The 26427-nt window shown below is 59.9% G+C and carries 24 protein-coding genes; 13 read left to right on the top strand and 11 right to left on the bottom strand.

What is annotated here, in order from left to right; genetic code table 11:
* Nucleotides 1–111: 111 nt before the first annotated feature.
* The 5 genes from accD to ACYVIT_RS05925 form a co-directional block, all read right to left on the bottom strand.
* Complete coding sequence (gene accD, locus ACYVIT_RS05945; RefSeq protein ID WP_415808666.1) at nucleotides 112–987, bottom strand: acetyl-CoA carboxylase, carboxyltransferase subunit beta; 876 nt, start codon at nucleotides 985–987, stop codon at nucleotides 112–114.
* A gap of 33 nt (nucleotides 988–1020) precedes the next feature.
* Nucleotides 1021–1881 carry a tryptophan synthase subunit alpha gene (trpA, locus tag ACYVIT_RS05940; RefSeq protein WP_415808668.1) on the bottom strand — a complete coding sequence of 287 codons (861 nt, stop codon included), beginning with the start codon at nucleotides 1879–1881 and terminating at the stop codon, nucleotides 1021–1023.
* A gap of 4 nt (nucleotides 1882–1885) precedes the next feature.
* Nucleotides 1886–3085, bottom strand: a complete 1200-nt coding sequence (gene trpB, locus ACYVIT_RS05935; RefSeq protein WP_415808669.1) for a tryptophan synthase subunit beta — start codon at nucleotides 3083–3085, stop codon at nucleotides 1886–1888.
* Between the two features lie 309 nt (nucleotides 3086–3394).
* Nucleotides 3395–4549: an acetylornithine deacetylase gene (gene argE, locus ACYVIT_RS05930; protein WP_415808670.1), complete on the bottom strand. Its 1155-nt coding sequence runs from the start codon at nucleotides 4547–4549 to the stop codon at nucleotides 3395–3397.
* A 77-nt stretch (nucleotides 4550–4626) separates the two neighbouring features.
* Nucleotides 4627–6912 carry a RelA/SpoT family protein gene (locus ACYVIT_RS05925; protein ID WP_415808671.1) on the bottom strand — a complete coding sequence of 762 codons (2286 nt, stop codon included), beginning with the start codon at nucleotides 6910–6912 and terminating at the stop codon, nucleotides 4627–4629.
* A 108-nt stretch (nucleotides 6913–7020) separates the two neighbouring features.
* Between ACYVIT_RS05925 and ACYVIT_RS05920 the strand changes: the two genes are divergently transcribed.
* Nucleotides 7021–7905 (top strand): M90 family metallopeptidase, encoded by an 885-nt coding sequence (locus tag ACYVIT_RS05920; protein ID WP_415808672.1) that lies wholly within the window; start codon nucleotides 7021–7023, stop codon nucleotides 7903–7905.
* Nucleotides 7906–7975: 70 nt separating this feature from the next.
* A complete protein-coding gene (locus ACYVIT_RS05915; protein ID WP_415808673.1) occupies nucleotides 7976–8488 on the top strand; it encodes a flavodoxin family protein in 513 nt (170 codons plus the stop codon).
* A 476-nt stretch (nucleotides 8489–8964) separates the two neighbouring features.
* On the opposite strand, the gene ACYVIT_RS05910 is transcribed toward ACYVIT_RS05915, so the two are convergent.
* On the bottom strand, nucleotides 8965–9318 hold the full coding sequence (locus ACYVIT_RS05910; protein ID WP_094820210.1) for a RidA family protein: 354 nt from the start codon (nucleotides 9316–9318) through the stop codon (nucleotides 8965–8967).
* A gap of 93 nt (nucleotides 9319–9411) precedes the next feature.
* Nucleotides 9412–10587, bottom strand: coding sequence for a nicotinate phosphoribosyltransferase (gene pncB, locus ACYVIT_RS05905; RefSeq protein WP_415809011.1), 1176 nt, complete (start codon nucleotides 10585–10587; stop codon nucleotides 9412–9414).
* Between the two features lie 193 nt (nucleotides 10588–10780).
* On the opposite strand from pncB, the gene fdxA reads away from it, so the two are divergent.
* The 10 genes from fdxA (at nucleotide 10781) to ACYVIT_RS05855 (ending at nucleotide 19769) form a co-directional block, all read left to right on the top strand.
* Complete coding sequence (gene fdxA / locus ACYVIT_RS05900; protein ID WP_415809012.1) at nucleotides 10781–11104, top strand: ferredoxin FdxA; 324 nt, start codon at nucleotides 10781–10783, stop codon at nucleotides 11102–11104.
* Nucleotides 11105–11153: 49 nt separating this feature from the next.
* Nucleotides 11154–11951 (top strand): ferredoxin--NADP reductase, encoded by a 798-nt coding sequence (locus ACYVIT_RS05895; RefSeq protein WP_415809013.1) that lies wholly within the window; start codon nucleotides 11154–11156, stop codon nucleotides 11949–11951.
* Nucleotides 11952–12156: 205 nt separating this feature from the next.
* The gene (locus ACYVIT_RS05890; RefSeq protein WP_415809014.1) at nucleotides 12157–13371 is read left to right on the top strand and encodes a polyhydroxyalkanoate depolymerase; all 1215 of its coding nucleotides are present in this window, start codon (nucleotides 12157–12159) and stop codon (nucleotides 13369–13371) included.
* Nucleotides 13372–13547: 176 nt separating this feature from the next.
* A complete protein-coding gene (rsxB, locus tag ACYVIT_RS05885; protein WP_415809015.1) occupies nucleotides 13548–14201 on the top strand; it encodes an electron transport complex subunit RsxB in 654 nt (217 codons plus the stop codon).
* A 2-nt stretch (nucleotides 14202–14203) separates the two neighbouring features.
* Complete coding sequence (gene nth, locus ACYVIT_RS05880) at nucleotides 14204–14842, top strand: endonuclease III (RefSeq protein WP_415809016.1); 639 nt, start codon at nucleotides 14204–14206, stop codon at nucleotides 14840–14842.
* Nucleotides 14843–15051: 209 nt separating this feature from the next.
* Nucleotides 15052–15825: an ABC transporter ATP-binding protein gene (locus ACYVIT_RS05875; RefSeq protein WP_094820722.1), complete on the top strand. Its 774-nt coding sequence runs from the start codon at nucleotides 15052–15054 to the stop codon at nucleotides 15823–15825.
* The gene (locus ACYVIT_RS05870) at nucleotides 15822–16535 is read left to right on the top strand and encodes an ABC transporter ATP-binding protein (RefSeq protein WP_094820203.1); all 714 of its coding nucleotides are present in this window, start codon (nucleotides 15822–15824) and stop codon (nucleotides 16533–16535) included. Before ACYVIT_RS05875 ends, ACYVIT_RS05870 begins: the two co-directional genes overlap by 4 nt.
* Nucleotides 16536–16594: 59 nt before the next feature.
* On the top strand, nucleotides 16595–17809 hold the full coding sequence (locus tag ACYVIT_RS05865; protein WP_415809017.1) for an ABC transporter substrate-binding protein: 1215 nt from the start codon (nucleotides 16595–16597) through the stop codon (nucleotides 17807–17809).
* Between the two features lie 92 nt (nucleotides 17810–17901).
* A complete protein-coding gene (locus tag ACYVIT_RS05860) occupies nucleotides 17902–18789 on the top strand; it encodes a branched-chain amino acid ABC transporter permease (RefSeq protein WP_415809018.1) in 888 nt (295 codons plus the stop codon).
* Nucleotides 18786–19769 carry a branched-chain amino acid ABC transporter permease gene (locus tag ACYVIT_RS05855; RefSeq protein WP_415809019.1) on the top strand — a complete coding sequence of 328 codons (984 nt, stop codon included), beginning with the start codon at nucleotides 18786–18788 and terminating at the stop codon, nucleotides 19767–19769. Before ACYVIT_RS05860 ends, ACYVIT_RS05855 begins: the two co-directional genes overlap by 4 nt.
* A gap of 457 nt (nucleotides 19770–20226) precedes the next feature.
* On the opposite strand, the gene ACYVIT_RS05850 is transcribed toward ACYVIT_RS05855, so the two are convergent.
* From ACYVIT_RS05850 to ACYVIT_RS05835, 4 genes are read right to left on the bottom strand one after another with little or no spacing between them, the layout of a single operon-like run.
* Nucleotides 20227–20868, bottom strand: coding sequence for a TetR/AcrR family transcriptional regulator (locus ACYVIT_RS05850; protein WP_415808888.1), 642 nt, complete (start codon nucleotides 20866–20868; stop codon nucleotides 20227–20229).
* Complete coding sequence (locus tag ACYVIT_RS05845) at nucleotides 20865–22514, bottom strand: efflux transporter outer membrane subunit (protein WP_415808887.1); 1650 nt, start codon at nucleotides 22512–22514, stop codon at nucleotides 20865–20867. Before ACYVIT_RS05845 ends, ACYVIT_RS05850 begins: the two co-directional genes overlap by 4 nt.
* 3 nt (nucleotides 22515–22517) lie before the next feature.
* Nucleotides 22518–24104, bottom strand: coding sequence for a DHA2 family efflux MFS transporter permease subunit (locus ACYVIT_RS05840; protein ID WP_415808886.1), 1587 nt, complete (start codon nucleotides 24102–24104; stop codon nucleotides 22518–22520).
* On the bottom strand, nucleotides 24101–25273 hold the full coding sequence (locus ACYVIT_RS05835) for an HlyD family secretion protein (RefSeq protein WP_415808885.1): 1173 nt from the start codon (nucleotides 25271–25273) through the stop codon (nucleotides 24101–24103). Before ACYVIT_RS05835 ends, ACYVIT_RS05840 begins: the two co-directional genes overlap by 4 nt.
* 118 nt (nucleotides 25274–25391) lie before the next feature.
* On the opposite strand from ACYVIT_RS05835, the gene ACYVIT_RS05830 reads away from it, so the two are divergent.
* Nucleotides 25392–26414, top strand: a complete 1023-nt coding sequence (locus ACYVIT_RS05830; protein WP_415808884.1) for an ABC transporter substrate-binding protein — start codon at nucleotides 25392–25394, stop codon at nucleotides 26412–26414.
* The last annotated feature ends 13 nt before the right edge of the window (nucleotides 26415–26427 follow it).

Here is a 26427-nt window from a genome sequence, read left to right as displayed (position 1 = left end):
CTAGGAAAATCCGACATCTCGTGGTGAATACCGGGCGCATTCCTGTTCAATATGGAAATATCGCCCGAGTATCTCGCGCCACCGGTATCGCCTATCTGGCACAACAAAGCGTCAAGCGGCGACGACGTCTGCAGGCTGATCCGTGAGCAACGCCAACAGACGGGCAATTTCCTCGCGCAGCTGACGCCGGTCAACCACCATATCGATGGCGCCCTTTTGCAGCAAAAACTCCGCTCGCTGAAACCCCTCGGGCAATTTCTCGCGGACGGTCTGCTCAATCACACGCGGACCGGCAAAACCGATCAATGCCTTAGGCTCCGCAATCACGACATCGCCCATAAAAGCAAAACTGGCCGATACGCCGCCCATGGTCGGGTCGGTCAAGACACTGATGAATGGCAGCCCCGCCGCGGACAGACGCGTCAACATGGCGTTGGTCTTGGCCATCTGCATCAGCGACAGCAGGCTTTCCTGCATCCGTGCGCCGCCCGAGGCCGCCACACAAATGAAGGGGGTCTTGTTGTCCAGCGCCGCCTGGGCTCCGCGCGCAAAGCGCTCACCCACGACCGAGCCCATCGAGCCGCCCATGAACTCGAACTCAAAGCAGGCCACCACTGCCGGCACGCCGCGAATGGCGCCGCTCATGACTACCAGCGCATCAGTCTCGCCGGTTTGCTTCATAGCTTCTTGGACACGTTCAGGATACTTGCGCGTGTCCTTGAATTTGAGCGAATCCACCGACCGCGTGGTCTGGCCGATCTCGACCCGCCCCTCGACGTCCAGCAACGAATCGATGCGAGCACGCGAACCAATGCGCATGTGATGATCGCATTTGGGGCACACATGCAAGTTGGCAGCGAGGTCTTCGCTGTAGAGCACTGACTCGCAAGACGGACACTTGACCCAGAGGCCTTCGGGTACACGGCGTGCACCACTGTCATTTGTCTTGTTGATACGAGGAGGCAGGAGTTTATCAATCCAGCTCATTGTCTTTTTCCATGAGGAAACCGCGCGCCAGCCTCAGGCCGGGGCGCCGTCTCGTTTGACTTGGTCGAGTGCCTGACGGATACCGGCCAGCCACTGGCTGGCGGCGGTAACGGCAGACTCGGTCTGTTGGCCGGCGGGCGCAGAGGCAACCGCCTGTTCCAGGGTTTCGATCAGTTTGGAACCGATGACCACGGCGTCGGCCTTGCCGGCAATGCGCTGGGCGCTCTGCGCGTCGCGAATGCCGAAGCCCACGCCCACCGGAATGCGAACGTGCTGCTTGATCAACGCCACGCGTTCGGCCACATCATCCGTGTTCAGGCTGCCAGCCCCCGTCACGCCCTTGAGCGAAACATAGTAAACGTAGCCACGCGCAACACGTGCCACCGCTTTGATGCGTTCCTCGGTCGAGGTCGGCGCCAACAGGAAAATCGGCGCGACGCTGCAGGCCTCGAGTTGGCCGGCAAAGGCATCGACCTCTTCGGGCGGATAATCGACGACCAGCACGCCATCGACACCGGCAGCCTGAGCGGCTTGGGCAAAGGCCGCCTGGCCCATGCGTTCGATCGGGTTGGCGTAGCCCATCAACACCACTGGCGTCTCGGCATCATCGCGCCGAAACTCGGCAACCAGCTCCAGTGTCCGGCGCAGTCCCACACCTTGGGCAATGGCGCGCTCGGCGGCACGTTGGATCACCGGCCCATCGGCCATGGGATCGGAAAACGGTACGCCCAACTCGATGATGTCGGCGCCCGCTTTCGTCAGGGCATGCATCAGAGGCACCGTGGCGCTGGGTGAAGGATCACCCGCAGCAATATAGGGAATCAACGCAGCGGCGCGCCCGGATTCGGCCACACGGGAAAATGCTGCTGCGATACGGTCGGTTCGGCTAGTCATGGTGTCAGAACTGAATGCCCGCGCGCTCGGCGACGGTGTGCATGTCTTTGTCGCCACGGCCCGACAAATTGACCAGAATGATTTTGTCTTTCGAGAGCGCAGGCGCCATTTTCACGGCCTGAGCAATGGCGTGCGAAGACTCCAGCGCGGGCATGATGCCCTCGATGCGGCAGCAATCATGGAAAGCCGCCAAGGCCTCTTCGTCGGTAATTCCGACATAGTCGGCACGGCCGCTATCTTTCAGCCAGGCATGCTCGGGGCCGACTCCCGGATAATCCAGGCCCGCCGAGACAGAATGCGTGTCCAGGATCTGGCCGTCCTCGTTCTGAATAATGTACGTGCGGTTGCCGTGCAACACCCCCACCTGCCCGGCAGCCAGCGATGCCGCATGACGGCCCGTTTCCATGCCGTCACCGGCCGCCTCGACACCGATCAGCTTGACGTCTTCGTAGGGGATATAGGGATGGAAAATGCCCATGGCATTCGAGCCGCCGCCCACCGAGGCCAGCACGTAGTCCGGCTGGCGGCCGGCGTCCAGAGGCATTTGTTGCAGGCATTCGTTGCCGATTACCGTCTGGAAATCACGCACCATGCGCGGATAGGGATCGGGCCCGGCCACCGTGCCGATGATGTAGAACGTGTTTTCGATGTTGGTCACCCAGTCGCGCATGGCTTCGTTCAGGGCGTCTTTCAGTGTGCGTGACCCCGACTCGACCGGCACGACGGTCGCGCCCAGGAGCTTCATGCGATAGACGTTGGAAGCCTGGCGCCGGACGTCCTCGCTACCCATGTACACCACGCATTCCATACCGTAGCGGGCCGCGACAGTGGCCGTCGCTACACCGTGCTGGCCAGCACCGGTCTCGGCAATGACGCGCGGCTTGCCCATGCGGCGAGCCAGCAGCGCCTGGCCAATGCAATTGTTGACCTTGTGGGCGCCGGTATGGTTGAGATCCTCGCGTTTGAACCAGATCTGCGCGCCGCCCAGCTCGCGCGACCAGCGCTCGGCATGGTAGACCGGGCTGGGGCGTCCGACAAAGTGCTTGAGCTCGTAGTTGAACGCCTCAATGAATGCAGGATCGACGCGGCAGCTGTCGTACGCGGCACGCAGCTCGTCGAGCGCATGCATCAGCGTTTCAGCTACGAACACGCCACCATAGGGGCCGAAATGGCCCTGGGCATCCGGAAGATCGTAAGAATTCACCAAGTTTCTCCTGGGCAGGAGGCGAACACCGCATTCGCCGCTCAACCCGTTTCGCAACCCATTATTTTACCCGAGCGCGCCATAGACGCCGAAACGATGGGGGCCGGTCCGCCCGCGAGGGGGCGATAGGGTCCGTACGCAGGCGGACAGCCTCGGCAGGATCGGCAAGGTACAGCGCCTGGCCAATGCCGCCTCAGCAGGCGGGAATGGTCAACTGTCGCAACCTGGCGGCCAAGCCACCCTGGTCAGAACCCATGCCAGGCGGACCCGCCACCCACGCTCGCGTCTGAACAATCACTGCTGCGCAGACTACGCCAGCGATTGCCCCAAACGACGCAGAAAATTCTCGCAGGCGGCCAACTGGTCCAACGCCACGAACTCATCCGGCTTATGAGCCTGCTCGATATGTCCGGGGCCGCAGACTACGGTGGGAATCCCCAGTCCCTGAAACAGGCCCGCCTCGGTGCCATAGGCAACCTTGCGCGTGGCACGATCATCAGTGAGCGCACGCACCAGTTGCGTAATCGCTGCCGCCTCGGAGGCATCCAGGCCGGGAGCCTGGGCACCCGTTTGAATGTCAATGCGCGCGCCGTCAAATTCCGCGCGCATGGCGGGCAGGAGCGTTTCTTGCACATAGCGTTCGATTTCCGCCTGAATCTCATCAGCCGGGGTACCCGGCAAATTACGAAACTCATAGGAAAACTCGCAACGCTCCGGAATCGTGTTCACGGCGATGCCACCCTGAATCAGATTGGTCGTCAGCGTCGAATACGGCACGTCGTAAAACTCGTCGTACGGGCCTTTGGCCTTGAAGGCGTCGGCCACCTCGCGAATCCGGCAAATCAACCGGGCCGCGTATTCGATGGCATTGCAGCCGCGCGGGGTCAACGACGAATGCGCCGCCTTGCCTTGAACGCAACAGCGAAACAGATTGATCCCCTTGTGCGCCACCACGACCTGCATTCCTGTGGGTTCGCCCACCACACACCCATCCGGCCGAATACCGCGATCGAGCAACTCGGCCAACATGACGGGAGCGCCTACGCAGCCGACCTCTTCGTCATAGGAAAACGCCAGATGAATGGGTTTTTTGCGCGGCATGGCCAGGAACTCGGGCACCAACGCCAATGACGCCGCGATAAAACCTTTCATGTCGCAGGTGCCGCGGCCATACACCAGGCCGTTGGATTCCGAGAGCGTAAAAGGATCGGTAGACCAATTCTGTCCATCGACCGGCACCACATCGGTATGCCCCGACAGCACAATGCCTCCCTGCTCACCGCCGTCACTGGCCGGCAAGGTAGCAAAGAGATTGGCCTTGCTGCCATCGCTGTTATGTGCCAACCACGCTTGCACCCCTTGCGCCTTGAGGTTGTCCCTCACGGTTTCGATCAAACCCAGATTCGAATTGCGGCTGGTGGTATCGATCCCCACCAAGGTTTCAAGCCAGGTGCGCGTATCCATGTGATGGCCCTCTAGGAGTAAAGCATCAGTGTAGGCGAGAAATCGAAGATTTCCAGCCGGCCGCACCCCGCCCCCGCCTAATATCGAACCGCAGAACTCACGCCGGACACTTCGGACAGTGCCGCCAATGCCTTGTTCAACGACTCTCCGCCGCGCACCTCGACCGTAAAAATCATGTGCGCCAATGACTGGCGGCTTTGTGTATTCACGCCCACCACATTCATCCTGAGACGCGCAAACACCTCGGACAGATCTCTGAGAAGCCCCGGGCGATCACGGGCGTGGACGCTGATATCCACAGGGTAAAACGTCTCGGCGGTGTCGCCCCAGGCGACATCGATAATCCGCTCTGGTTCACGCTCGGCCAACGCCTGATAACTACGGCACCCCTTGCGGTGAATCGACACGCCGCGCCCACGGGTCACGAATCCGGCGATCTCGTCCGGCGGTGCCGGGCGGCAGCAGCGCGCCAACTGCGTGAGCAGCGACCCCACGCCTACGACCAGCACCCCGCTTTTTCCGCTGCGGGCCGCGCTGTCCGCGCTATGCGCATGGGCCAGGTCCGACGCGTCGGGTTCGGCCTCAGGCGCGGGCTCCTGAAACACCGCGTCGATCTGGCGCAGACTGAATTCCTCTTTCGCTGCAGCCACATACAAATCGTCGGCCCGCGCAAACCCCAGATTTTGCGCCAATTGTTCCAGATTGATCGCCGTCTTGCCCAGGCGCTGCAATTCCTTTTCCACCAACGCCTGGCCGGTATTGATGCGCTGCTGCAGCTCAATGGCGTTGAACCACATCCGCACTTTGGCGCGCGAGCGCGGGCTGGCCAAAAAGCCCAACTGCGGATTCAGCCAATCGCGTGACGGGCCGCCAGATTTGGCAGAAATGATCTCCACCGTCTGGCCCGTCGCCAAATGTGTCTGCAGCGGCACCATCTGGCCATCAACGCGTGCGCCGCGGCAGCGATGTCCCAGATCGGTATGCAAATGATAGGCAAAGTCCACAGGCGTCGCCCCCTCGGGCAACTCAATCACGCGAGCCTGAGGAGTCAGCACGTAAATACGCTCGTCGCGCACCCGATTGGCCGCGCCTGCCGTCTGAGCGTCACATGCGCCGCGCGCGCCCGCCTGCGGCGCCTGTGTGCCCGAGGCTTGATTTGCGTCGCCTGCCTCGATATCGGTATTCCAGGCCAACAACTGCCGCATCCACGACAACTGGCGATCATAATCACTGGATGCCGAGACTTGGCCGCCCTTGGCTCCCGCCTCTTTATAGCGCCAGTGCGCCGCCATCCCATACTCGGCAAACTGATGCATCTCGCGGGTGCGGATCTGCACCTCGAACGGCCGGCCATCATCGTCCGTCACCACCGTATGCAGCGAGCGATAACCGTTAGGCTTGGGTCGCGAAATGTAGTCGTCGAATTCCTCGGACAGCGGTGTCCACATATCGTGGATCATGCCCAGTGCCGTATAGCAATCGCGCACATCGTCCACGATCACACGCAACGCCCGCAGATCATAGAGTTGTGAAAACTCCAGCCCTTTGAGGCGCATCTTGTTCCAGATACTGTAAATATGCTTGGGCCGCCCGCTCACCTCGGCGGTAATTCCGGCCTTGGCCAACGCCGATTGCAAACGCTCGATCGCCGCCTCGATAAAGGCCTCGCGTTCGACCCGTTTTTCTTCCAGGAGCTTCGCGATCTGCTTATAACGATCGGGCTCGAGAAAACGGAACGACAAATCCTCCATTTCCCATTTGACCTGCCAAATGCCCAGGCGATTGGCCAGCGGCGCATACAGATCCATGGTTTCTCGGGCGAACGCCACCGAGCAGGGTTCTTTCGAAGCCGCGTGCCAACGTAGCGTCTGCAAACGCGAGGCCAGGCGCATCAGCACAATGCGCAGATCGGCCGCCATGGCCAGCAGCATTTTGCGCTGCATTTCTTTTTGGTCGCCAGTGTCGGCTTCGCTGTCGCTCGCGTGACGGGCGACCAGCCCCAGACGCAACAGTGCACGCGCCCCTTGTACCAGACGGGCGATCTCTGAGCCGAACTCGGTTGCCAGCGGATCATTGCGCAGGGGCGGAGCCGGCGCCGACAAATCGGCAGGCAAGGCCGCCAACAACGCCGCAATACGTGTTGCAACATCCGTCTGCAGCCCTGCCAAAATGCGCACCACCCCCGCCCCGTGAGTAGCCAGGGGCTCACCGGACGCAGCGCGCTGATCAGCGAACTGGGGCAAGGCCCAAGCGACAGCATGCTCGATGCGCGCGGACGCGTCGGCGTCCAGGCCGGCCCCAGCCATCTGGTGCCACGCGTCGTCAAAAGGCGAGAACGCATCAGAATCAGGAATCACGGACATCGCAAACGAAACGGACCAGCAGGCTAAGAAGCGGAAATTTCCTACACTCTACACTAAGCCCAGGCGTGGTGACGGCTCTCCCACGCGGTTGATAAGGAATTTTGACTCATGTTGCGATGGCTCAAAGGCCGGGGCGCAGCCGCCTCGGCAGTCGCCCAGATGCAAGCTCGCATTACGCCAGAACTGTGGCGCGACGTTCTGCAAGCCTATCCCTTTCTGGCAACCCTCGGTGCCGCAGAAGCCGAACAACTGCAAGCGCGCGCGGCCTGGCTTCTGGCCAGCAAGACCATGAACGGAGCACGCGGCCAGATGCTCAGCGACTTCATGCGCTTGTCTATTGCCGCCCAGGCCGCCCTGCCTATTTTGAATTTATCGCCCACCCTCTACGAAGGCTGGGACGAAATCATTGTCTACCCTGAAGGTTTCAGCATCCCGCGCACCCACCAGGACGATGCCGGCGTCGTCCACGAATACGACGAAGAAGCCGCGGGCGAGGCCTGGGAGGGAGGCCCCGTCATCCTGTCCTGGGCAGACACCTTGCCTGGCGATACTGCCTTTAACGTCATCATTCACGAGTTCGCCCATAAACTGGACCTGTCCTCGGGAGACGCTGACGGCATTCCCGACCTGAGCGCTCATCCCGGCCTGTCCCCGCGCACGTGGCACGGTATTCTGAGCAGCAGCCTGGACCAATTCACCATCGCCCTGGACACGATCGAGGCTGCCATCCCCGGCGACATCGATCCCGAAAGCGAAGCAGCCGCCCCCTGGTACAGCCAACTGCCTCTGGACCCCTACGCCGCCACCGACGAGGCGGAATTCTTCGCAGTCAGTTCCGAACATTTTTTTGTCGATCCTGCCCCGTTGGCCCTGGCCTTGCCTGATTGGTACGAATTGCTGCGTGCCTACTATCGCCAAGATCCGTTGGCGCGGGCGGCAGACAGAGGGCCGCACTCTCCTGAAGCGCCCGCGGAACAGCCCGGACATTCCTGATACCCGATCATTCGCCTTTCGCCTTTCATTTTCACAGAGCGCCCGCTATCGCTGCACACAGAGCCCTGCCATGAAACACCTCCTCATCATCTGGCATTCCCGCACCGGCTATGCCGAACAAATGGCCCGGGCGTTGGCGCGTGGCGCTGGCGACGCCGCCCAGGCGCTGGAACAAGTTGCGAGCTTGCAAGTACACCTCCGGCGTGCACAGGACACGTCCCCTGACGACCTGCTCAATGCCGACGGCTATCTGTTCTGCGCCCCTGAAAACCTCGCCAGCCTCACTGGCGAAATGAAAGAATGCCTGGACCGCTGCTACTACGGCGTCCTCGACCACATCCAGGGCCGTCCCTATGCGGCTGCCATCAGCGCCGGCACAGACGGCACAGGCGCCGCACGCCAACTCGAACGCATCTGCACCGGCTGGCGCCTGAGGGCCATCGCGCCGCCCCTCATAGAACGCAACGGCGCCCAGACGCCGTCAGCCATCCTGGCCCCCAAGACCGCGCCTGAAGACGCACTCTCCCGCTGCGAGGAACTCGGCGGCCTGCTGGCGGCTACTTTGCTGACGGGTGAACTTTGATCGAGGCCAAGCAGATCTTCCAACTGGCACCACGCCACCCCGTCGCATGCCCGGACCGATCGCTTGAGGGGGACGCGCAGGGCGTCCCCCGAAAGCAGCACCGCAAGATCTTTCTCTCTTCCCGGGCGCTGCAAAAAAACGCCAAGCAAGAAAGTCGTGCCAGCGATGCAGAGAATTCTAGTTGCTGCCAGTCGAGCCGAGGCAATCGGCCCGGCCGGGCGCCTCAAAGTCGAGTGGAGCGGACGTCGAAGGGAGCGCGAAGGCGCGGACGAGACGAGCGAACACGGTGTCCGGCGCCCGCGCGCCGGACCGACTTTGTGAAGCCCGGCCGGGCCGATTGCCTCGGCTCGACGACCAATAGAACCCCTACCTCGTCCTAAACACCAACAACGCTACCAAAAAACAAAAAGAGCCATCGCGCATTCCCACACGACGGCCCATCACTACCTCAAAAGAAAGAAGCGCAGTGCCCCTCCTTAAGCCACAGCAGCAGTCACCACAATCTCGACCTTAAAGTCAGGATTAGCCAAACGCGCCTCGACCGTGGCACGCGGAGGCGCATTGCCCGCCGGCACCCACGCATCCCACGCCTTGTTCATGGCGTCAAACTCTTTCATATTGGCCACAAAAATCTGCGCCATCAGAATCTTGGTCTTGTCGGTGCCCGCCTCAGCCAGCAAACGATCAATCGTCGCCAACACCTGTTCCGTCTGCCCCGTCATATCCAGCGAAGCATCATCCGGCACCTGACCTGCCAAATACGCAACACCGTTATACACGGCCATATCGGACAGACGCTTTTCCACATTGACGCGCTTAATACCACTCATCAAACATCCCCAAAGAGTACGTTAAAGAAATGCCTAGCCTTCAAACGGCCCGGCAAAAAAACACGCTGCGCCGGCGGCAAAAAAATCACCCGCTCAAGCCGGCGGCAGCTGAAACACCTGGCGCAGATACGCCAGATACGCCGGATCGTCGCACATCGTCTTTTCCGGCGCATCCGAGACTTTCGCCACCGGCTGGCCATTGCAGCGAACCATCTTCATCACAATCTGCAGCGGCTCGTGGCCCAAATCATTCGTCAGATTCGTACCGATCCCGAACGACACCTTGCAACGCCCCGCAAACTGTCGCGCCAGCTCGATCGCACGCGGAAACGTCAGCGAATCGGAAAACACCAGCGTCTTGGCGCGTGGATCGACACGATTATTCCGATAGTGCTCCAGCAATCGTTCGCCCCACAAAAAAGGATCGCCCGAGTCATGCCGCGCACCATCGAACAGCTTGCAGAAATACATATCGAAATCGCGCAGGAACGCGTCCATGCCATAGACATCCGATAGCGCAATACCCAAGTCGCCCCGGTACTCTTTCGCCCAGACCTCCAATGCATACACCTGCGAATCGCGCAGTCTCGGCCCCAATGCCTGGCAGGCCTGCAAATACTCGTGGCCCATGGTGCCCAGTGGCAACACGTTGTGCTCCATCGCCAACAGCACATTGCTGGTGCCCGCAAAATGCTTGCCCATCTGCGCTTTCATCGTCGCCACGATTTCCTCGTGCCACTGCTTGGAAAAGCGCCGGCGGGTCCCATATTCGGCCACCCGGAAATCGGCCAACGCGGGATCATCCAACACCAGATGCATCTTCGACTGCAGGCGTTTGCGGCCTTCGTCCCAATCCGGGTCCCGACGGGTATTACGGAAATAGACTTCGTTCACGATGGCCAGCACCGGAATCTCGAACAAGATCGTATGCAGCCACGGACCTTTCACCGTGATCGATATCTCGCCGGGCTGATCGCCCTCGCCGATGAAAATGCAGCGCTCGGGCAAGTGGAACAAGCGCAGAAAATCCACAAAATCGCTCTTGATAAAGCGCAACCCACCCAAGTACTGCAATTCGGCATCGGTAAACCGCAGCTGGCATAGCGCGTGCACCTCGGCACGGATCTCGTCCAGATACGGCTGCAAATTCACGCCGGGCGTGCGGCATTTATAGCGATACTCGACCTGTGCAGCGGGAAAGTGATGCAACACCACCTGCATCATGCTGAATTTGTACAGATCGGTGTCAAGCAGTGAAGTAATTATCATGATGACGCGCGTCGGGCGCGCAGGGGTTCGTCAAGCCGATTTTTTTCCACACCATAGCATAAGCAGCCCCCCGCCCCTCCCCCAGCCAGAGGCCTCGCCACTACCGTAGCCAGGGTTATCATCGCCTCGTGGGCTGCATATGGGTAAAATCTTAAGAATTCAAAAAAGCTGTTGCTTGTCCGCGGAGCCCCGAATGACCCACGTCGTTACCGAAAACTGTATCAAATGCAAGTACACCGATTGCGTCGACGTGTGCCCGGTAGATTGTTTCCGCGAAGGCCCCAACTTCCTGGTCATCGACCCCGACGAGTGCATTGACTGCGCAGTCTGTATCCCCGAATGCCCTGCCAACGCCATCTACGCCGAAGAAGACGTGCCCCAGGACCAGGTAAAGTTCATCGCGATCAACGCCGAGCTGACGCCCGAATTCGCTCCCATCAGCCGCGCGAAAAAGCCGCTGCCCGATGCCGACGACTGGAATGGCAAGGAAGGCAAGCTGGAACTCCTGGAAAAATAGGCCAGGCTCGGCCGCGCCACTCGCTGCCGCACGCCCGACTACGTTCTAGATGACAGAATCCAAGTACACGCGCCAAACCGTCACCCATGTACAGACATGGGTCCCCGAAAAACTGTTCTCGGTACACGTGACCCGCGATCCGGCCTTTACGTTTCAGGCCGGACAGTTCGCGCGCGTGGGGCTGCCAGAGGCGAACGACCCGGACGGGGAGCCCACGCTGTGGCGTGCCTATTCCATGGTCTCCGCCCCTCACGAAGACCGACTCGAGTTCTATTCCATCGTGGTGCCGGACGGGCAATTCAGCCCACGGCTGGCGCAACTGCGCGCAGGTGATGCCCTCTACGTCGACAAGACGCCCTTTGGTTTTCTGACCATCGAGCGGTTCCCTCAGGGTGGTGACCTCTGGCTGCTGGCCACGGGGACGGGCCTGTCGGCCTATCTATCCATCCTGCGCGATCCTGCAACGTGGCGGGCATTTCGACGCATTGTTCTGGTCCATGGCGTGCGATCCGCCACCGAGCTGGCCTATCGAGACGAGATCGAAAACTGGTCGCAGCAGCCCGCCTACGCGGACTATTTCAAGGAAGATCCGCGCAAACTGATCTACCTGCCTATCGCCACGCGCGAAACCATCCCGGGGATGCCTCAGGCACGGCTGACGACCTTGATCGAAAACGGGGGCCTCGAGCAACTCGTCGGCATACCGTTGGACGCCCAGCAGTCCAAGATCATGCTGTGCGGCAATCCAGCCATGCTCAGCGAGGCCCGCAAACTGCTCGCAGCACGAGGATTTGCGCCTGGCCGGCGCGGTATCCCCGGAAATTTGGCCGTCGAAAATTACTGGTAACGCGCCCTTCGCGGCAAAATGTTGTTTTTTAGGGACAAATTTCGCGCTTTTGTGCCCAACTTGCCAGACGCAATAGATATATCCTTACTCGAAATAGTAATAATCAATTCGACGTCTGGACGCGTTCCGACGGATAGTCCCGGTTCATTCATGGACGCTTTGGCCAGCTCTGCTGCCCCCGCTCAGTTAAAGGACCCTCGCCTAGATGCTGTATCACTTACATGAAATGCAGCGAGCATTCCTGACGCCTCTTGCTGCATTCACCGACGCCAGCTCGCAATTATTTTCCAACCCGTACAGTCCGCTGGCCTATACCCCGCTCTCGCGCCAATTGGCGGCCAGCTGTGAGTTGATACACCGGCTGGGCAAGGAATATCAAAAGCCGGCCTGGGGACTGCCCGCCACCCAGATCGACGGCAAACACGTCGAGGTCAAAGAAACCGTGGCCGTGGCGCAGCCGTTTTGCCGCCTCGTGCATTTCGAACGCGCCGTGCGCCGCAACGATCCGCGCGTGCTGCTCGTCGCGCCCCTATCCGGCCACCATGCCACCCTGCTGCGCGACACCGTTCGTGCGCTGCTGCCCGATCATGAGGTCTACGTCACGGACTGGGTCGATGCCCGCATGGTCCCGCTGGCGGCCGGCCCCTTTCATCTGAACGACTACGTTCGCTATATCCAGGACTTCATCCGTCATCTGGGCCCGGACGTTCACGTGATCTCGGTCTGTCAGCCGACGGTGCCAGTACTGGCGGCCGTGTCCCTGATGGCCACCGCAGGCGACGCCCACCAGCCGCGCAGTATGGTCATGATGGGTGGCCCGATCGATCCGCGCGAGTCCCCCACTCAGGTCAATCGCCTGGCCACGACCAAGCCCCATTCCTGGTTCGAAAGCCAGCTGATCGACACCGTGCCTGCCCGTTATCCGGGTGCAGGCCGCCGGGTCTACCCCGGTTTTCTCCAGCATGCCGGGTTCGTGGCGATGAATCCTGATCGCCATCTCAAATCGCACTACGATTTCTACCTGGACCTGCTGCGCGGGGACGATAGCGATGCCGAGGCCCATCGGCGCTTTTACGACGAATACAACGCCGTATTGGACATGCCCGCCGAGTTTTATCTCGACACCATACGCATCGTGTTCCAGGAATTCCAGTTGCCCAACGGCACTTGGAAGGTTGGCAAACAGACCGTCAAACCTGCCGACATCAAGCAAGTCGCCTTGCTGACCATCGAAGGGGAATTGGACGATATTTCTGGCCAGGGCCAGACGCGCGCGGCGATCTCGCTATGCAGTAGCATTCCGGCGGCACGCAAACAGCACTACACCGCGAAAGGCTGCGGCCACTACGGCATTTTCTCGGGCCGGCGGTGGCGCGAGCTGATCTGTCCTAAAATTGCGGAGTTCATCCGTCAGGCATAGCCCTGACGTGTAACGATTGCCTCGCAAGCCTGACGACTGATGGGGCGGCCTCCGGGCCGCCTGTGTTCACCTACGTTCGTGTACGCCCACGTCGTTGCCGGGCTCATGTGCTCGGTTCGGTAGCGGCATTGCGCCAGGTCCAAATCGTCAGCATGCCCTGTTTCCGTTTTTCCGCCATGTCCTGTCTTACTCTTGCCGACCGTATCGACGCCCTGCTGCCTCAGACACAGTGCACAAAGTGCGGGTACGACGGTTGCCGACCTTACGCCCAGGCGATTGCCGATGGCGCAGCGCCCATCAATCGCTGCCCTCCGGGAGGTGACGATGGCATTGCAGCCCTGGCTGCGTTGCTGCACACCGCCGTCCTGCCGCTGGATCAGAGCCGCGGCGAACCGGGCCCGCTGCTGGTCGCGCGCATCGACGAGGCGCATTGCATCGGCTGTACGCTGTGCATTCGCGCCTGTCCGGTCGATGCGATCGTGGGCGCCAACAAACGCATGCACACCGTACTCACCGACTGGTGCACAGGGTGCGACCTCTGCGTCGCGCCATGCCCTGTGGACTGCATCGACATGGTGCCCGCCAACCGGGCCTGGACACCCGCCGACGCAGAGGCGGGCCGCCAACGTCATCGGACACGGCAATTGCGCCTGGCGCGCGAAACGGCGCACAACGAGCGGCTCATGGCCGCATCGGCTGAATTAGACAGCCCGGCGCCGCTGCCCGCCGCACAGCCTCCAGCCATCAGCGCCGACGACGAAACGCGTAAGCGCTCGGCCATCGAGTCCGCCCTGGCGCGCGCCCGCGCACGCCGTACTGCCTCTACCTGAATATGAACGCTGCAAAACGCCGGGCCATTTTTGAACGCCTCAAAGCCGCCAACCCACACCCCACGACCGAGCTCGAGTACAACACCCCCTTTCAATTGTTGATCGCGGTGCTGTTGTCGGCCCAAGCCACCGACAAATCCGTCAACATCGCCACGCGCAAATTCTTCCCGCGCTACGGTACGCCCAAGGCGATGGTTGAACTCGGCGAAGAAGGTTTATCGGAATACATCAAGACCATCGGCCTCTATCGCACCAAGGCGAAAAACGCGATCGCCACCTGTAGGCTGCTGCTCGAACAGCACGGCGGCGAAGTCCCGCAAACGCGCGAGGCCCTCGAAGCCCTGCCCGGCGTCGGCCGCAAAACCGCCAACGTCGTGCTCAATACTGCCTTTGGTCAGCCGACCATGGCAGTCGATACGCATATCTTTCGGGTATCCAATCGCACCGGCATCGCCCCGGGCAAAAATGTGCTCGAAGTCGAAAACAAATTGGTCAAATTCGTCCCCGCCGAATACATGCAGGACGCCCACCATTGGCTGATCTTGTTGGGCCGTTATATTTGCGTCGCACGCAAACCCAAATGCCCGCAATGCGGCATTGCGGATTTGTGCGAATACAAACATAAAACACCACTGCAATAATGCAGACATAACCCCGCCACCCCTTTGGATGGCGGGGTTATTTGCTTGTAACTGTTGATTATTCCCGGTATCCAGCCAGCGCATTGTCGGCTGGCCGACAATGCGTCATGCCGCATTGCAATACCTATGAAAAACCCTCATGGAATTTTCAACCGTAGATGCGCATACTCGCCGCAACTCTTAAAAAAGATAATGCGGGTGCCGCGAGCATGGATGACATAATCCTGGAGACAAAAGGCCTCACGAAAGAATTTCTCGGCTTCGTTGCCGTCAACGGGGTGAATCTGCGCGTCAAGCGCGGGCAAATCCACGCGTTGATCGGCCCGAACGGCGCGGGCAAAACCACCTGCTTCAATCTGCTGACGAAATTTCTCGCTCCGACCAAGGGCCAGATTCTTTTTAACGGCACTGACATCACCCGCGACCGTCCTGCGCAAATTGCGCGGCGCGGCATTATTCGTTCGTTTCAGATTTCGGCCGTATTCCCGCACCTGTCCGTGCTGGAAAACGTACGCATCGGCCTGCAGCGCAAGACAGGTTTGTCATTTCATTTCTGGCGTAGCGAGAAACAACTGAATTCACTCAATGCGGCGGCGCTCGCGCTGCTGGAACAAGTCGATCTCGGCGCGTTCGCCAACGAGATCACGGTCAACCTGCCGTACGGCCGCAAACGCGCACTCGAGATTGCAACGACATTGGCCATGGAGCCCGAACTGATGTTGCTGGATGAGCCCACGCAGGGCATGGGCCACGAAGACGTAGACCGCGTGACCCAGTTGATCAAACGCGTCAGCGAAGGCCGCACGATCTTGATGGTCGAGCACAACATGAACGTCATCTCGTCCATCGCCGACACCATCACCGTACTGGCGCGCGGCGCAGTACTGGCAGAAGGCCCCTACGCAGAGGTGTCGCGCCACCCCGCAGTCATGCAAGCGTATATGGGCACCACGGAAGGAGCTTTGCAAGGAGCACACGCATGAGTACGCTCGCCCTCGAAATCTCCGGTTTGCAGGCCTGGTACGGCGAATCGCATATCCTGCATGGCGTAGATATAAAGGTAGGTCAAGGCGAAGTCGTCACCCTCCTGGGGCGCAACGGCGCAGGCCGTACGACTACCCTGCGAGCGATCCTCGGCTTGACGGGCTCACGCAAAGGCTCGGTCCGGATTCACGGCACCGAGGCGATTGATCTGCCCACCTACAAGATCGCGCATCTCGGCGTCGGCTACTGCCCCGAAGAACGCGGCATCTTTGCCAGCCTGTCATGCGAAGAAAACCTGTTATTGCCTCCCGCCGTCGGCGGTGCGCTCGGCGGCGGCATGTCGTTAGCCGAAATCTACGACATGTTTCCCAACCTGCAGGAACGCCGCAATTCTCCGGGCACGCGTCTATCCGGCGGCGAACAGCAGATGCTGGCCGTAGCACGCATCTTGCGCACAGGTGCCAATCTGCTGTTGCTGGATGAAATATCCGAAGGGCTTGCCCCCGTCATCGTGCAAGCCCTCGCCCGCATGATCACCGCCTTGAAACAACGCGGGTACACCATTGTGATGGTGGAGCAGAACTTCCACTTTGCGGCGCCGTTGTCTGATCGTTTCTATGTCATGGAACACGGCCAGATCGTCGAGCACTTCGAGGCCCATCAACTTCAAGAGAAACAGGATACGTTGAACGAACTGTTGGGCGTATAAGAATCCTGTCGTTCGCCGCATTGACGGCATCCATAAAAGAGAAGCAAAGGAGTCATCCCATGAAGCTGCATCACATCACTGCCGTGCTGGCCCTAGCGGGTCTGGGATTGGCCGGGCTACCCGCCCAGGCACAAGGTATCTCCGGCGATGTCATCCGCATCGGTTTCATCACTGACATGTCGGGTGTCTATTCCGACATCGATGGCCCGGCCGGTGTCGAAGCCATCCGCATGGCGATTGCCGATGCGGGCGGTGAGATCAATGGCAAGAAAATCGAGCTTGTCACCGCAGACCATCAAAACAAAGCCGACATCGCCTCGAGCCGTGCGCGCGAATGGTTCGACCAACAAGGCCTGGACGTTCTGATCGGCGGCACCAACTCCGCCACCAACCTGGCCATGGCAGCCGTTGCAGCAGAAAAGAAACGCCCCTTTATTTCCATCGGCGCGGGCGCATCGGACCTGACCAACGCACAATGCACGCCGTACACCGTGCACTACGCCTATGACACCGTCGCGTTGGCGCGCGGCACGGGCTCGGCAGTCGTGAAAAACGGCGGCAAGAGCTGGTTCTTCCTGACTGCAGATTATGCGTTTGGCCATGCGCTCGAACGCGACACCAGCGCCGTGGTCAAGGCCGCTGGCGGCGAAATCAAAGGCGCAGTGCGCGCGCCGCTGGCCACTGCCGATTTCTCGTCATTCCTGCTGCAAGCCCAAGCCTCTGGCGCTCAGATCCTGGGCCTGGCCAATGCGGGCGGCGACACGATCAACTCGATCAAAGCCGCCAATGAGTTCGGCGTCACGCAGACCATGAAAATGGCAGGCCTGCTGATCTTCATCAACGACATCCATTCCCTGGGCCTGCAAGCCACGCAGAACATGTACCTGACCGACAGCTGGTACTGGGATCAATCCGACGCAGCCCGCGCCTGGTCGAAGAAGTTCGAAGAAAAGGTCAAACGCAAGCCCTCCAGCCTGCAAGCCGCCGACTACTCTTCGGTCGCCTTTTACTTGAACGGCGTCAAAGCCACCGGCACCGACGACGGCGATGCGTTGATGAAATGGATGAAGTCCAACAAGATCAACGATTTCTACGCCAAAGACGGCTACGTGCGCGAAGACGGCCGCATGGTGCACGAAATGTACTTGATGCAGGTCAAGACGCCCGCAGAGTCCAAAGGCCCGTGGGACTACTACAAGGTTGTCGCCAATCTTCCTGGCGACGAGGTCTACACCAAGCCCTCGGAATCAACCTGCAAACTCATCAAGAAGTAATCCACTGATCCTCGCGGCGCCCTGGCTCTCTACCCGGACCGGGGCGCTCAGAGTTAGCACGCATCCATCCGAACGCGCAGGATTCTTGCCACATGACTGATCTATTCGGCATACCAATACAGGCCTTGCTGGGCCAATTGCTTCTGGGCCTGGTCAATGGCTCGTTCTATGCCATGCTGTCCCTGGGTCTGGCTGTCATCTTCGGACTGCTCAACGTCATCAACTTCGCGCACGGCTCGTTGTACATGCTGGGGGCATTCGTCGCATGGATGGGGTTGTCGTACTTCGGCCTGAACTACTGGATCATGCTGATCCTCGCGCCGATCGTCGTGGGCCTGTTCGGCATCATCATCGAAAAACTGCTGCTCAAACATCTCTACAAACTCGATCACCTCTACGGGTTGCTGCTGACCTTTGGCTTGACACTCTTGATCGAGGGGTTGTTCCGCAGCTTTTACGGTGTATCGGGCCAACCCTACCCCACGCCCGACGCCCTGCGTGGCGCCACGAATCTGGGCTTCATGATTCTGCCCAACTACCGCGGCTGGGTCGTGGTAGCGTCAATCACCGTGTGCATGGCCACCTGGTTCGTCATCGAACGCACCCGTCTGGGCGCCCTGCTGCGCGCCGGCACGGAAAACCCCAAACTCGTCGAAGCCTTTGGCGTGAACGTACCGCGCATGGTGACTTTGACCTATGGTTTCGGTGTCGCCTTGGCTGGCTTTGCAGGCGTCCTCGCCGCGCCGGTCTTGCAAATATCGCCACTGATGGGGTCGAACCTGATCATCGTCGTCTTTGCCGTCGTGGTGATCGGCGGCATGGGCTCAATCCTGGGCGCCATCGTCACAGGCCTGGGGCTCGGTGTGATTGAAGGCCTGACCAAAGTGTTCTGGCCTGAGGCCTCGAGCACCGTCGTATTCATCATCATGGCCATCGTCCTGTTGCTTCGCCCCGCCGGGTTATTTGGGAAAGAGAAATGAATCGCCAATTACTCTGCTACGCGGCGGCGGCCATCATTGTGGCCCTGTTGCCCTACATGGGCGTATATCCCATCTTTGCCATGAAGGTGATGTGCTATGCACTATTTGCCTGCGCCTTCAATCTGCTCTTGGGATACACCGGCCTGCTCTCATTCGGCCATGCCGCATTCCTGGGCAGCGCAGCCTATGCGGCGGGACATGCCATCAAAATATGGGGATTCCCCACCGAACTGGGCCTGATATTCGGCACTGCTGTCGCCGCCGCGCTCGGCCTCGTCATGGGCTTGTTGGCCATTCGCCGCAGCGGCATCTATTTTGCGATGATCACGCTGGCCCTGGCGCAGATGGTCTTTTTCTATTTCCTGCAGGCGCCCTTCACCGGCGGCGAAGACGGCCTGCAACGCGTTCCGCGCGGCACGCTGCTGGGCTTTATCGATCTGAGCAACGACCTGAATCTCTACTACGTGGTGATGGGGATCTTTGCGATCGGCTACTTCATCATCTGGCGCACCGTCCATTCGCCATTCGGGCAGGTGCTGCAGGCACTGCGCGAGAACGAGCCGCGAGCCTTGTCATTGGGCTATGACGTAGACCGGTTCAAACTGCTCGCTTTCGTTTTATCGGCAGCGATCGCCGGACTCGCGGGCGCGACAAAGACACTGGTGTTCGTATCCGCCACACTGTCCGATGCAACGTGGCAGATGTCGGGGCTGGTGATTCTGATGACGCTGGTCGGTGGCCTGGGAACATTGACCGGGCCTATCCTGGGAGCCTTTATCGTCGTGCTGCTGGAAAACAAAGTCGGCGACTTCGGGCGGTTCATGGCCAACGCGACGGGCAATGACTGGTTCCTGCGACTGGGTGAATCGGTCACGATCGTCATTGGCCTGATTTTCATCATCTGCGTACTGGCGTTTCGGCGAGGCATCGTCGGGGAATTGCAGGCGTTTATGGCTCGGAGGCGGGTTTCTTCTTCGTAACGCTCGTTTAGGCGGACGGTTTTTGGTGGTCGTTTGCTGATGGCAGTATGGATTTCTTTAGGCGTCCCGGGCGCGTGCCTGAGTGCGGCACCGGGCCTATCGCACGGACTCGGCCCATGACCAGGGGCCTCGGTCCGCTTCGCGGACTAAATCCGTGCTCAACGGCCCGGTGCCGCACTCAGGCACGCACCCGGGACTCACAATAGAGATAAACAACGGATGCTGACTGGCCCACGACCAGTTTTTTTAGCACGGCATCCAGCATCCGATGCCAGCAGACATTGCGAGCATTCGGTCGGTGTGCAAAAGCCGCGCCGGCCCGTAGAGCGCGGATTTAGCCCGCGAAGCGGGCCGAGGCCCCTGGTCATGGGCCGAGTCCGTGCGATAGGGCCTGCGCGGCTTTTGCACACCGACCGAATGCGCCTAAAGAACTCGACTCATTGCGAGCGAACACCCCTTACTCAACGCCACCGCCACCACCAAACGCCCGCAAGAACACCTCCACACTCTCGCGCACATGCTCATGAATGCCAGCCTGCAACTGCCTCGCCGCACTGGCATCAAACAGCGCCGTCATCGCAACATCCCCCCGCACGATAGAGAGAAACGTCTGCGCAGCAAACTGAGGGTCCGGACAGGAAAGCTCGCCCTTCTGCGACGCCTGCAACAACATCTGCGCCACACTGTCCCGCAACGGCGCCCGGAAATCTTGATTGATGATGCGGCCGAGCTCTGGAAATCGCAACGTCGCAGCAATAATGGCGCGAAAGAAAAACACATGATCCGGCATCGTCGCCGCACAAATCACCGTATTGCCGATCTCGAGCAACTTATCCCGGATAGGCCGGCTCTCGTCTTCGCTGGTCGACATGATGGTCGCACGCAGCGTCGTGACCTCGCGCTGAATGACTGCGACAAAAACCTGTTCTTTCGTAGGATAGTACGCATACAACGTAGCCTTTGAGACCTCGGCTTGTGCGGCGATCATATTCATCGTCGCGCCCTCAAAGCCATGCTGCAGGAACAGATCACGCGCAGCCTGGATGACCTGCTCCTGCTTGCGCCCCAACACGTTCGTGGGCATCGCGGACTGCGTCATTGCGCCGGCTCCGATTTTCCTAGACCGGCATTATCGCGCGAATCTCCCTTATCCTCGATCGGTTCAGATGGCGCAACGTGCCCGGCATTGCCGATAGACCCGACTGGCGGCAATGGTGCCCCTGGTTGCACATCATCCTGCCAGCCTCCACCCAAGGCCTTGTACAGTGCCACCAGATCGGTCGTTACCTGCAGATTGGCCTCGACCCACGCTTGCCGGGATTCATCCAATCTTGACTCTGCAGACAATACATCCAGAAAGCTGCCCAATCCTCCCCTATACGCGTCCCGCGCGAGTTCGAAAGCCTCCTGGCCCGCATCTACCGCGCGTTGCAGAGAATCGCGCTTGACCTGATCGCTGCGATACGCGACCAATGCGTTCTCTACATCTTGCAGCGCGGTCAGCACGGTTTGCCGGTAGTTCAACGCCATCTCGGCTTGCTGGGCTTTGGCGAGCTTCACATTTTCGATCAAGCGGCCGCCCTGAAAAATCGGCAAAGACACACTGGGACCGATCGACCAGAACCGGCTGGCCCATCGGCCTATGTAGTCGCCATCGGTGGCACGCGAACCGAATTGCCCTGACAACGAGACATCGGGAAATAGCTGCGCGATCGAGACACCCGTTTGTGCCGTCGCGGCATGCAGCTGGGCTTCGGCCTGCCGTACGTCAGGACGGCGGCGCGCCAACGTCGATGGCACACCGACAGGCACCATTTGCGGTACGGCGGGAATGGCTGCCGGTGCACTGAGCTCGGCATCCAACGCCCCTGGCGTCAATCCCAGCAGCACCGCCAACGCATTGGATGCCTGGCGCTCCTGCCGCTCGGTCGACGGCAAACGCGACTCCAGCTGCGCGAGTTGCGTCTGCTGGTTAGCGACATCCATTTGACTTGCCAGTCCTGACCGCTGGCGGCTCTGTGTCAGATCCAAGGTATCGCGCGCGACATTCAACTCATTCTGCAAAACTTGCCGCATTGCTTGTGCGCCGCGTAGTTGTGCATAGGCCTGTGCCACCTCGGCTTGCAGGCTGACCAAGGCATCGTTACGGCTTTCTATGACTGCATCCGTTTGGGCCTGGGCAGCCTCTTCGGCACGGCGCACACGGCCGAACAGATCCAGTTCCCACGAGGCATCAAAGCCAACCTGAAACAATCCCGTTGGCTGAGTGATTTGGTCCAGCACATCTGACGCGCCGTCATAGTCCCGGGCTTTGTCATACGCACCATTGGACTGCAACAGGCCCTTCAACCCCAGCAACTGGCGGTTGTAGCTGGCGTTGGCGCTGATGCTCGGCAATCCTGCAGCCCCCTCCATCTGGGTTTGCGCCCGGCCTTGCGCAATACGCAGCACCGCCATACGCAACGTCAGGTTGCCCGCGATGGCGCGCTCGATCAGGCTGTCCAGCACCGGATCCTTAAACCCCCGCCACCAACGCGGGTCCGGCTCGGACTGCATCGTCACTGAAGACGCAGCCTCCGATGATTGTTTCGTATCGTTGAACTGCGCGGGCGCTTGAGAATCCGGTTGATGATAATCAGGCCCTACCGCGCAACCTGCCAGCATCAAGGCGAGCAACACGCTCGTCGCTCGCGGCGTAAAACGATGAAAGTGATTGAGCATACGTGATGAATGATGATTAGCCATGGCTCAATGTCCCGGTGCAGCACCCGCGGTCTTCACTTTGGAAAACAACAGCGTCAGCGGAATCAAACAAAAGGCCAGAATGGCGCAATAAATGAACACGTCCTTGTAAGCCAGGATGGTCGATTGCGCGATCAGCGTTTGGTACATGTGTGCGGCGGCAGCCTGCGTGCTGTCGCCAGCGACGTGCGCATAATCCTGGATCGAATTCGTCAGGCCCTGCAGGGTGTCTTGATAGTTCTGATTGGTGGTGCTCAGATGCTCGGATAAATACGCCTGCCGCACCTGCGAACGCTCACGCAACAATGACGATGCCGTCGAAATACCAACCGAGCCGGCGATATTGCGGAACATCGTAAACAACGCCGTGCCGTCGGCCTGCAAGCGCGTTGGCAGCGTGATATAGGCCAGCGTCGTCACCGGTACAAACAACAGTCCTATCGCCATCGACTGCGCACTGCGCATCATCGCCAGGTTGTGAAAATCAATATTGGGAGTCAGTCCGTGCGAGTACACCATCGCCAACCCTAGCAACAAGAACCCCGTGGCCACGATGTAGCGTGTCTGGACATGCGGCATGATTTTGCTGACGATGGGAATGATCAAGATGATCAGCACCGCGCCTGGCGTCAGCACCAGCCCCGCCCACATCGCGGTATAGCCGAGTTGCTGTTGCGCCAACTGCGGAATCAACACTGCACTGCCATACAGCACCGTCGCAAAACCAAATATGCAAACGCATGCCAAGGCGAAATTGCGGTCTTTCAAGGCGCGCAACTCCACCACCGGATGACGCGTGCGCAATAACCAAATCACTGCGCCGACGAGGCCCACTACCGTCAGCACTGCTGATACCCTGATGAAGTTCGATCCCAGCCAATCCAGGTTTTCGCCGCGATCCAAGGTCACCTCCAGCGCACCCAGACCCAAGGCAATCAATCCAATACCGATATAGTCGACGCTTAGCGTGCCTTTATCAGCGCGCTTTTCCCAGGGTGGGTCCTCGACAAACTGCATGACCGCCAACGCCGTGACGATCCCCACCGGCACATTGATCAAGAATACCCAACGCCATGAGAACGTATCAGTAATCCAGCCACCCAGGGTCGGACCGCAGATCGGCGCCACGATGATGGCGATCGCAGAGACAGAAAACGCCTTGCTGCGATCCTCGGGCGGGAAATAGTCCAGCAAGATGGCCTGCTGATTGGGCTGCAATCCACCGCCGAAAAAACCTTGCAGCAAGCGAAACAGGATCAGTTGCCACAATTCGGTCGCCACGCCGCACATGAACGAGCACACGGTGAACATCACAATGCACACCATGAAGTACCGCTTGCGGCCCATCCAGCGCCCTAAAAACGCCGAGATCGGCAACACGATGCTGTTGGCCACCAGGTATGAGGTCAACGCCCACGTGGACTCGTCATAGCTGGCCGACATGGTGCCCGCGATATGGGGCAACGCGACGTTCACGATGGTGGTGTCCAACACCTCCATGAACGCCGCCAAGGTCACGATCACGGCAACCGCCCAGGGATTGGCGCGCGGCGTCCAACCGAGTTGGCCCTGCACGCTGCCAGCCGCACTCATTGCACAGTCACCGTAGGAATCACTGACAGCCCCAGCGGCAACGGCTGTTTTGCATCCAGCCCCTCGTCGATGACGATTTTCACCGGTACCCGTTGCACGACTTTGACGAAGTTACCGGTCGCGTTTTCCGCCGGGAATGCGGAAAAGCGCGAACCGCTGCCTTGTTGAATGCTGTCGACATGGCCGCTGAGCTTGAGACCGGGATAGGCATCGACTTCGATGTCCACCTTGTCGCCGGGTTGCATGCGATCCAGTTGAGATTCCTTGAAATTCGCAGTGATCCATCGATCAAGGGTGACCAGCGTGAACATCGCACTGCCCTGTTGCACCAGCGTGCCCACCTGCACATTGCGCCGGGCAACCCAGCCATCGCTTGGCGCACGGATCTCCGTGCGCGACAGATCCAACTCGGCCTGCGCCAATTCGGCCCGCGCTTGCTCTACCTGTTGCTTGCGCTGCGCCACTATGGTCCGGACTTCGGCCACTTGCTGCGAGGCCTGACTGGCAATGCGCACTTGCGCCTGTGCCGATTGCAACGTGGCCCGCGCATCGCGCAACTGGGCATTCGCCGCATCGATGTTCTCTTGCGTCGTCGCGCGCGCATTGACGGAACGTTGGCGGCGATACGATTGCTCGGCACGTTGCAAGGCCGCAGAGGCCGAGGCCTCTTGCGCCTTGGCCTGGTCCAGTTGAGCGGGATACTGGGTCTGCGCCAAAGTGAGTTGCACCTCGGCCTGGTCGTACTGCGCCTGTGCCAACCCCAACTGCGCCTTGGCGCGATCACGTCGCGTCACATAATCACGCGGATCGATACGCAACAACAAGTCGCCACGTTTCACGTAGGCGTTATCCTGAATGTGCAGTTCCTCGACATAGCCGCTGACCTGCGCCGCCATACTGACTGTGTTGCCTTCAGTGAAGGCATCGTCGGTAGACTCTTGATTGCGGGTCAGAAACCACCACCCCACACCTAGAATGACGATGATAAAGACCACCAGAATCAAAATGGCCTGGGATCTTTTACTGGCCGGTTTCCCGCGGACGTCTGCCGTACGGCCCGGGCTATTGTTTTGTGAGGCACTCTCACCCTGCGCCGCGGCCCCTGCCGCCACCGGCGCATGATCAGCGTTCTGCGCCGAATCGGCTTTAGGAATCGAATCGTTTTCCATGGATTTTGCAACGCACAAAATAAACTGAGACGTTCAGTCTAGTTTTGATCACCTTACAAAAACCCGACAAGGCCTACGTACAATGAAGTTTCCTCCCTTCGTCAGTCCAGGAATTCCCATGCGCCTGATGCGTTCCGCTGTGAGCTTTCTCGCCGTCCTGACCAGCGCCACGGCGCTGCTCTGGTCCTCATCCGCCTCTGCTGCCTCGGCCTCCTCCACCGCCTCTTGCGAAATCGACCGGCCCGTGCGCTTCAGCGGACTGAACTGGGAATCCAACCTCGTCCTCGCCGGTATCGAACGCTTTATCGTGGAACACGGCTATGGTTGCAAAACGTCGGTGGAAATCGGCGAAACCTTGGCCATGCTGGCCGCATTGCAACGCGGCGATGTGGACGTGACGCCCGAAGTCTGGCCCGGCCAGATCGAGGTCGCCTGGGAAAAGGCCCAGAAATCCGGCAAGGTCCTTGCCGCAGGCCATGTCTTTGATGCAGGCGAAGGCTGGTACATCCCGCGCTACACCCAGGAGCGCCATCCCGAGCTCAAGCAAGCCGCCGATCTAAAAGCATTCACAAAGGTCTTTGCCGACCCCGAGGATCCATCCAAAGGGCGCATTTATGGCTGCCCCGCCGGTTGGGCGTGCGGCACCCTGAATGCAAATCTGCTCAAGGCCCTGAAACTCGAAGACCAATACACGCTCTTCGCACCCGGCTCCGGCGCCGCGCAAAAGGCCGCCATCATCTCGGCCTATAAACGCAAACGCGACATTGTGTTTTATTACTGGACACCCACGGCATTGGTGGGATCGCTGGACCTGGTCAAACTGGAACTGCCGCCGTTCGATCAAGCGGCCTACACCTGCATGACCGATCCTAAATGCGAAAACCCGGTTGCTACCGAGTTCAAATCCAATCGCGTCGTCACCGGCTTGAACGCCGATTTCGCACGCCAGGCTCCGCAGCTCGAAGCATTTTTCACGAAACTCAATGTGCCCGGTGCGGCCATCGATGACACATTGGGATGGCTGGAAAACGAAAAGGCCGAACCCGAGGACGCTGCGTTGTATTTCCTGCGCAAGTATCCTGACGTCTGGCAAAAGTGGGTTCCCACGGACGTTGCCGAGCGCGTGCAAGCGAAGCTATAAGCACCTGCAGGCT

This window comes from Bordetella muralis (assembly GCF_054781015.1).
The sequence above is the reverse complement of the archived record's forward strand: the minus strand, read 5'-3'. Positions and strand labels throughout refer to the sequence as shown.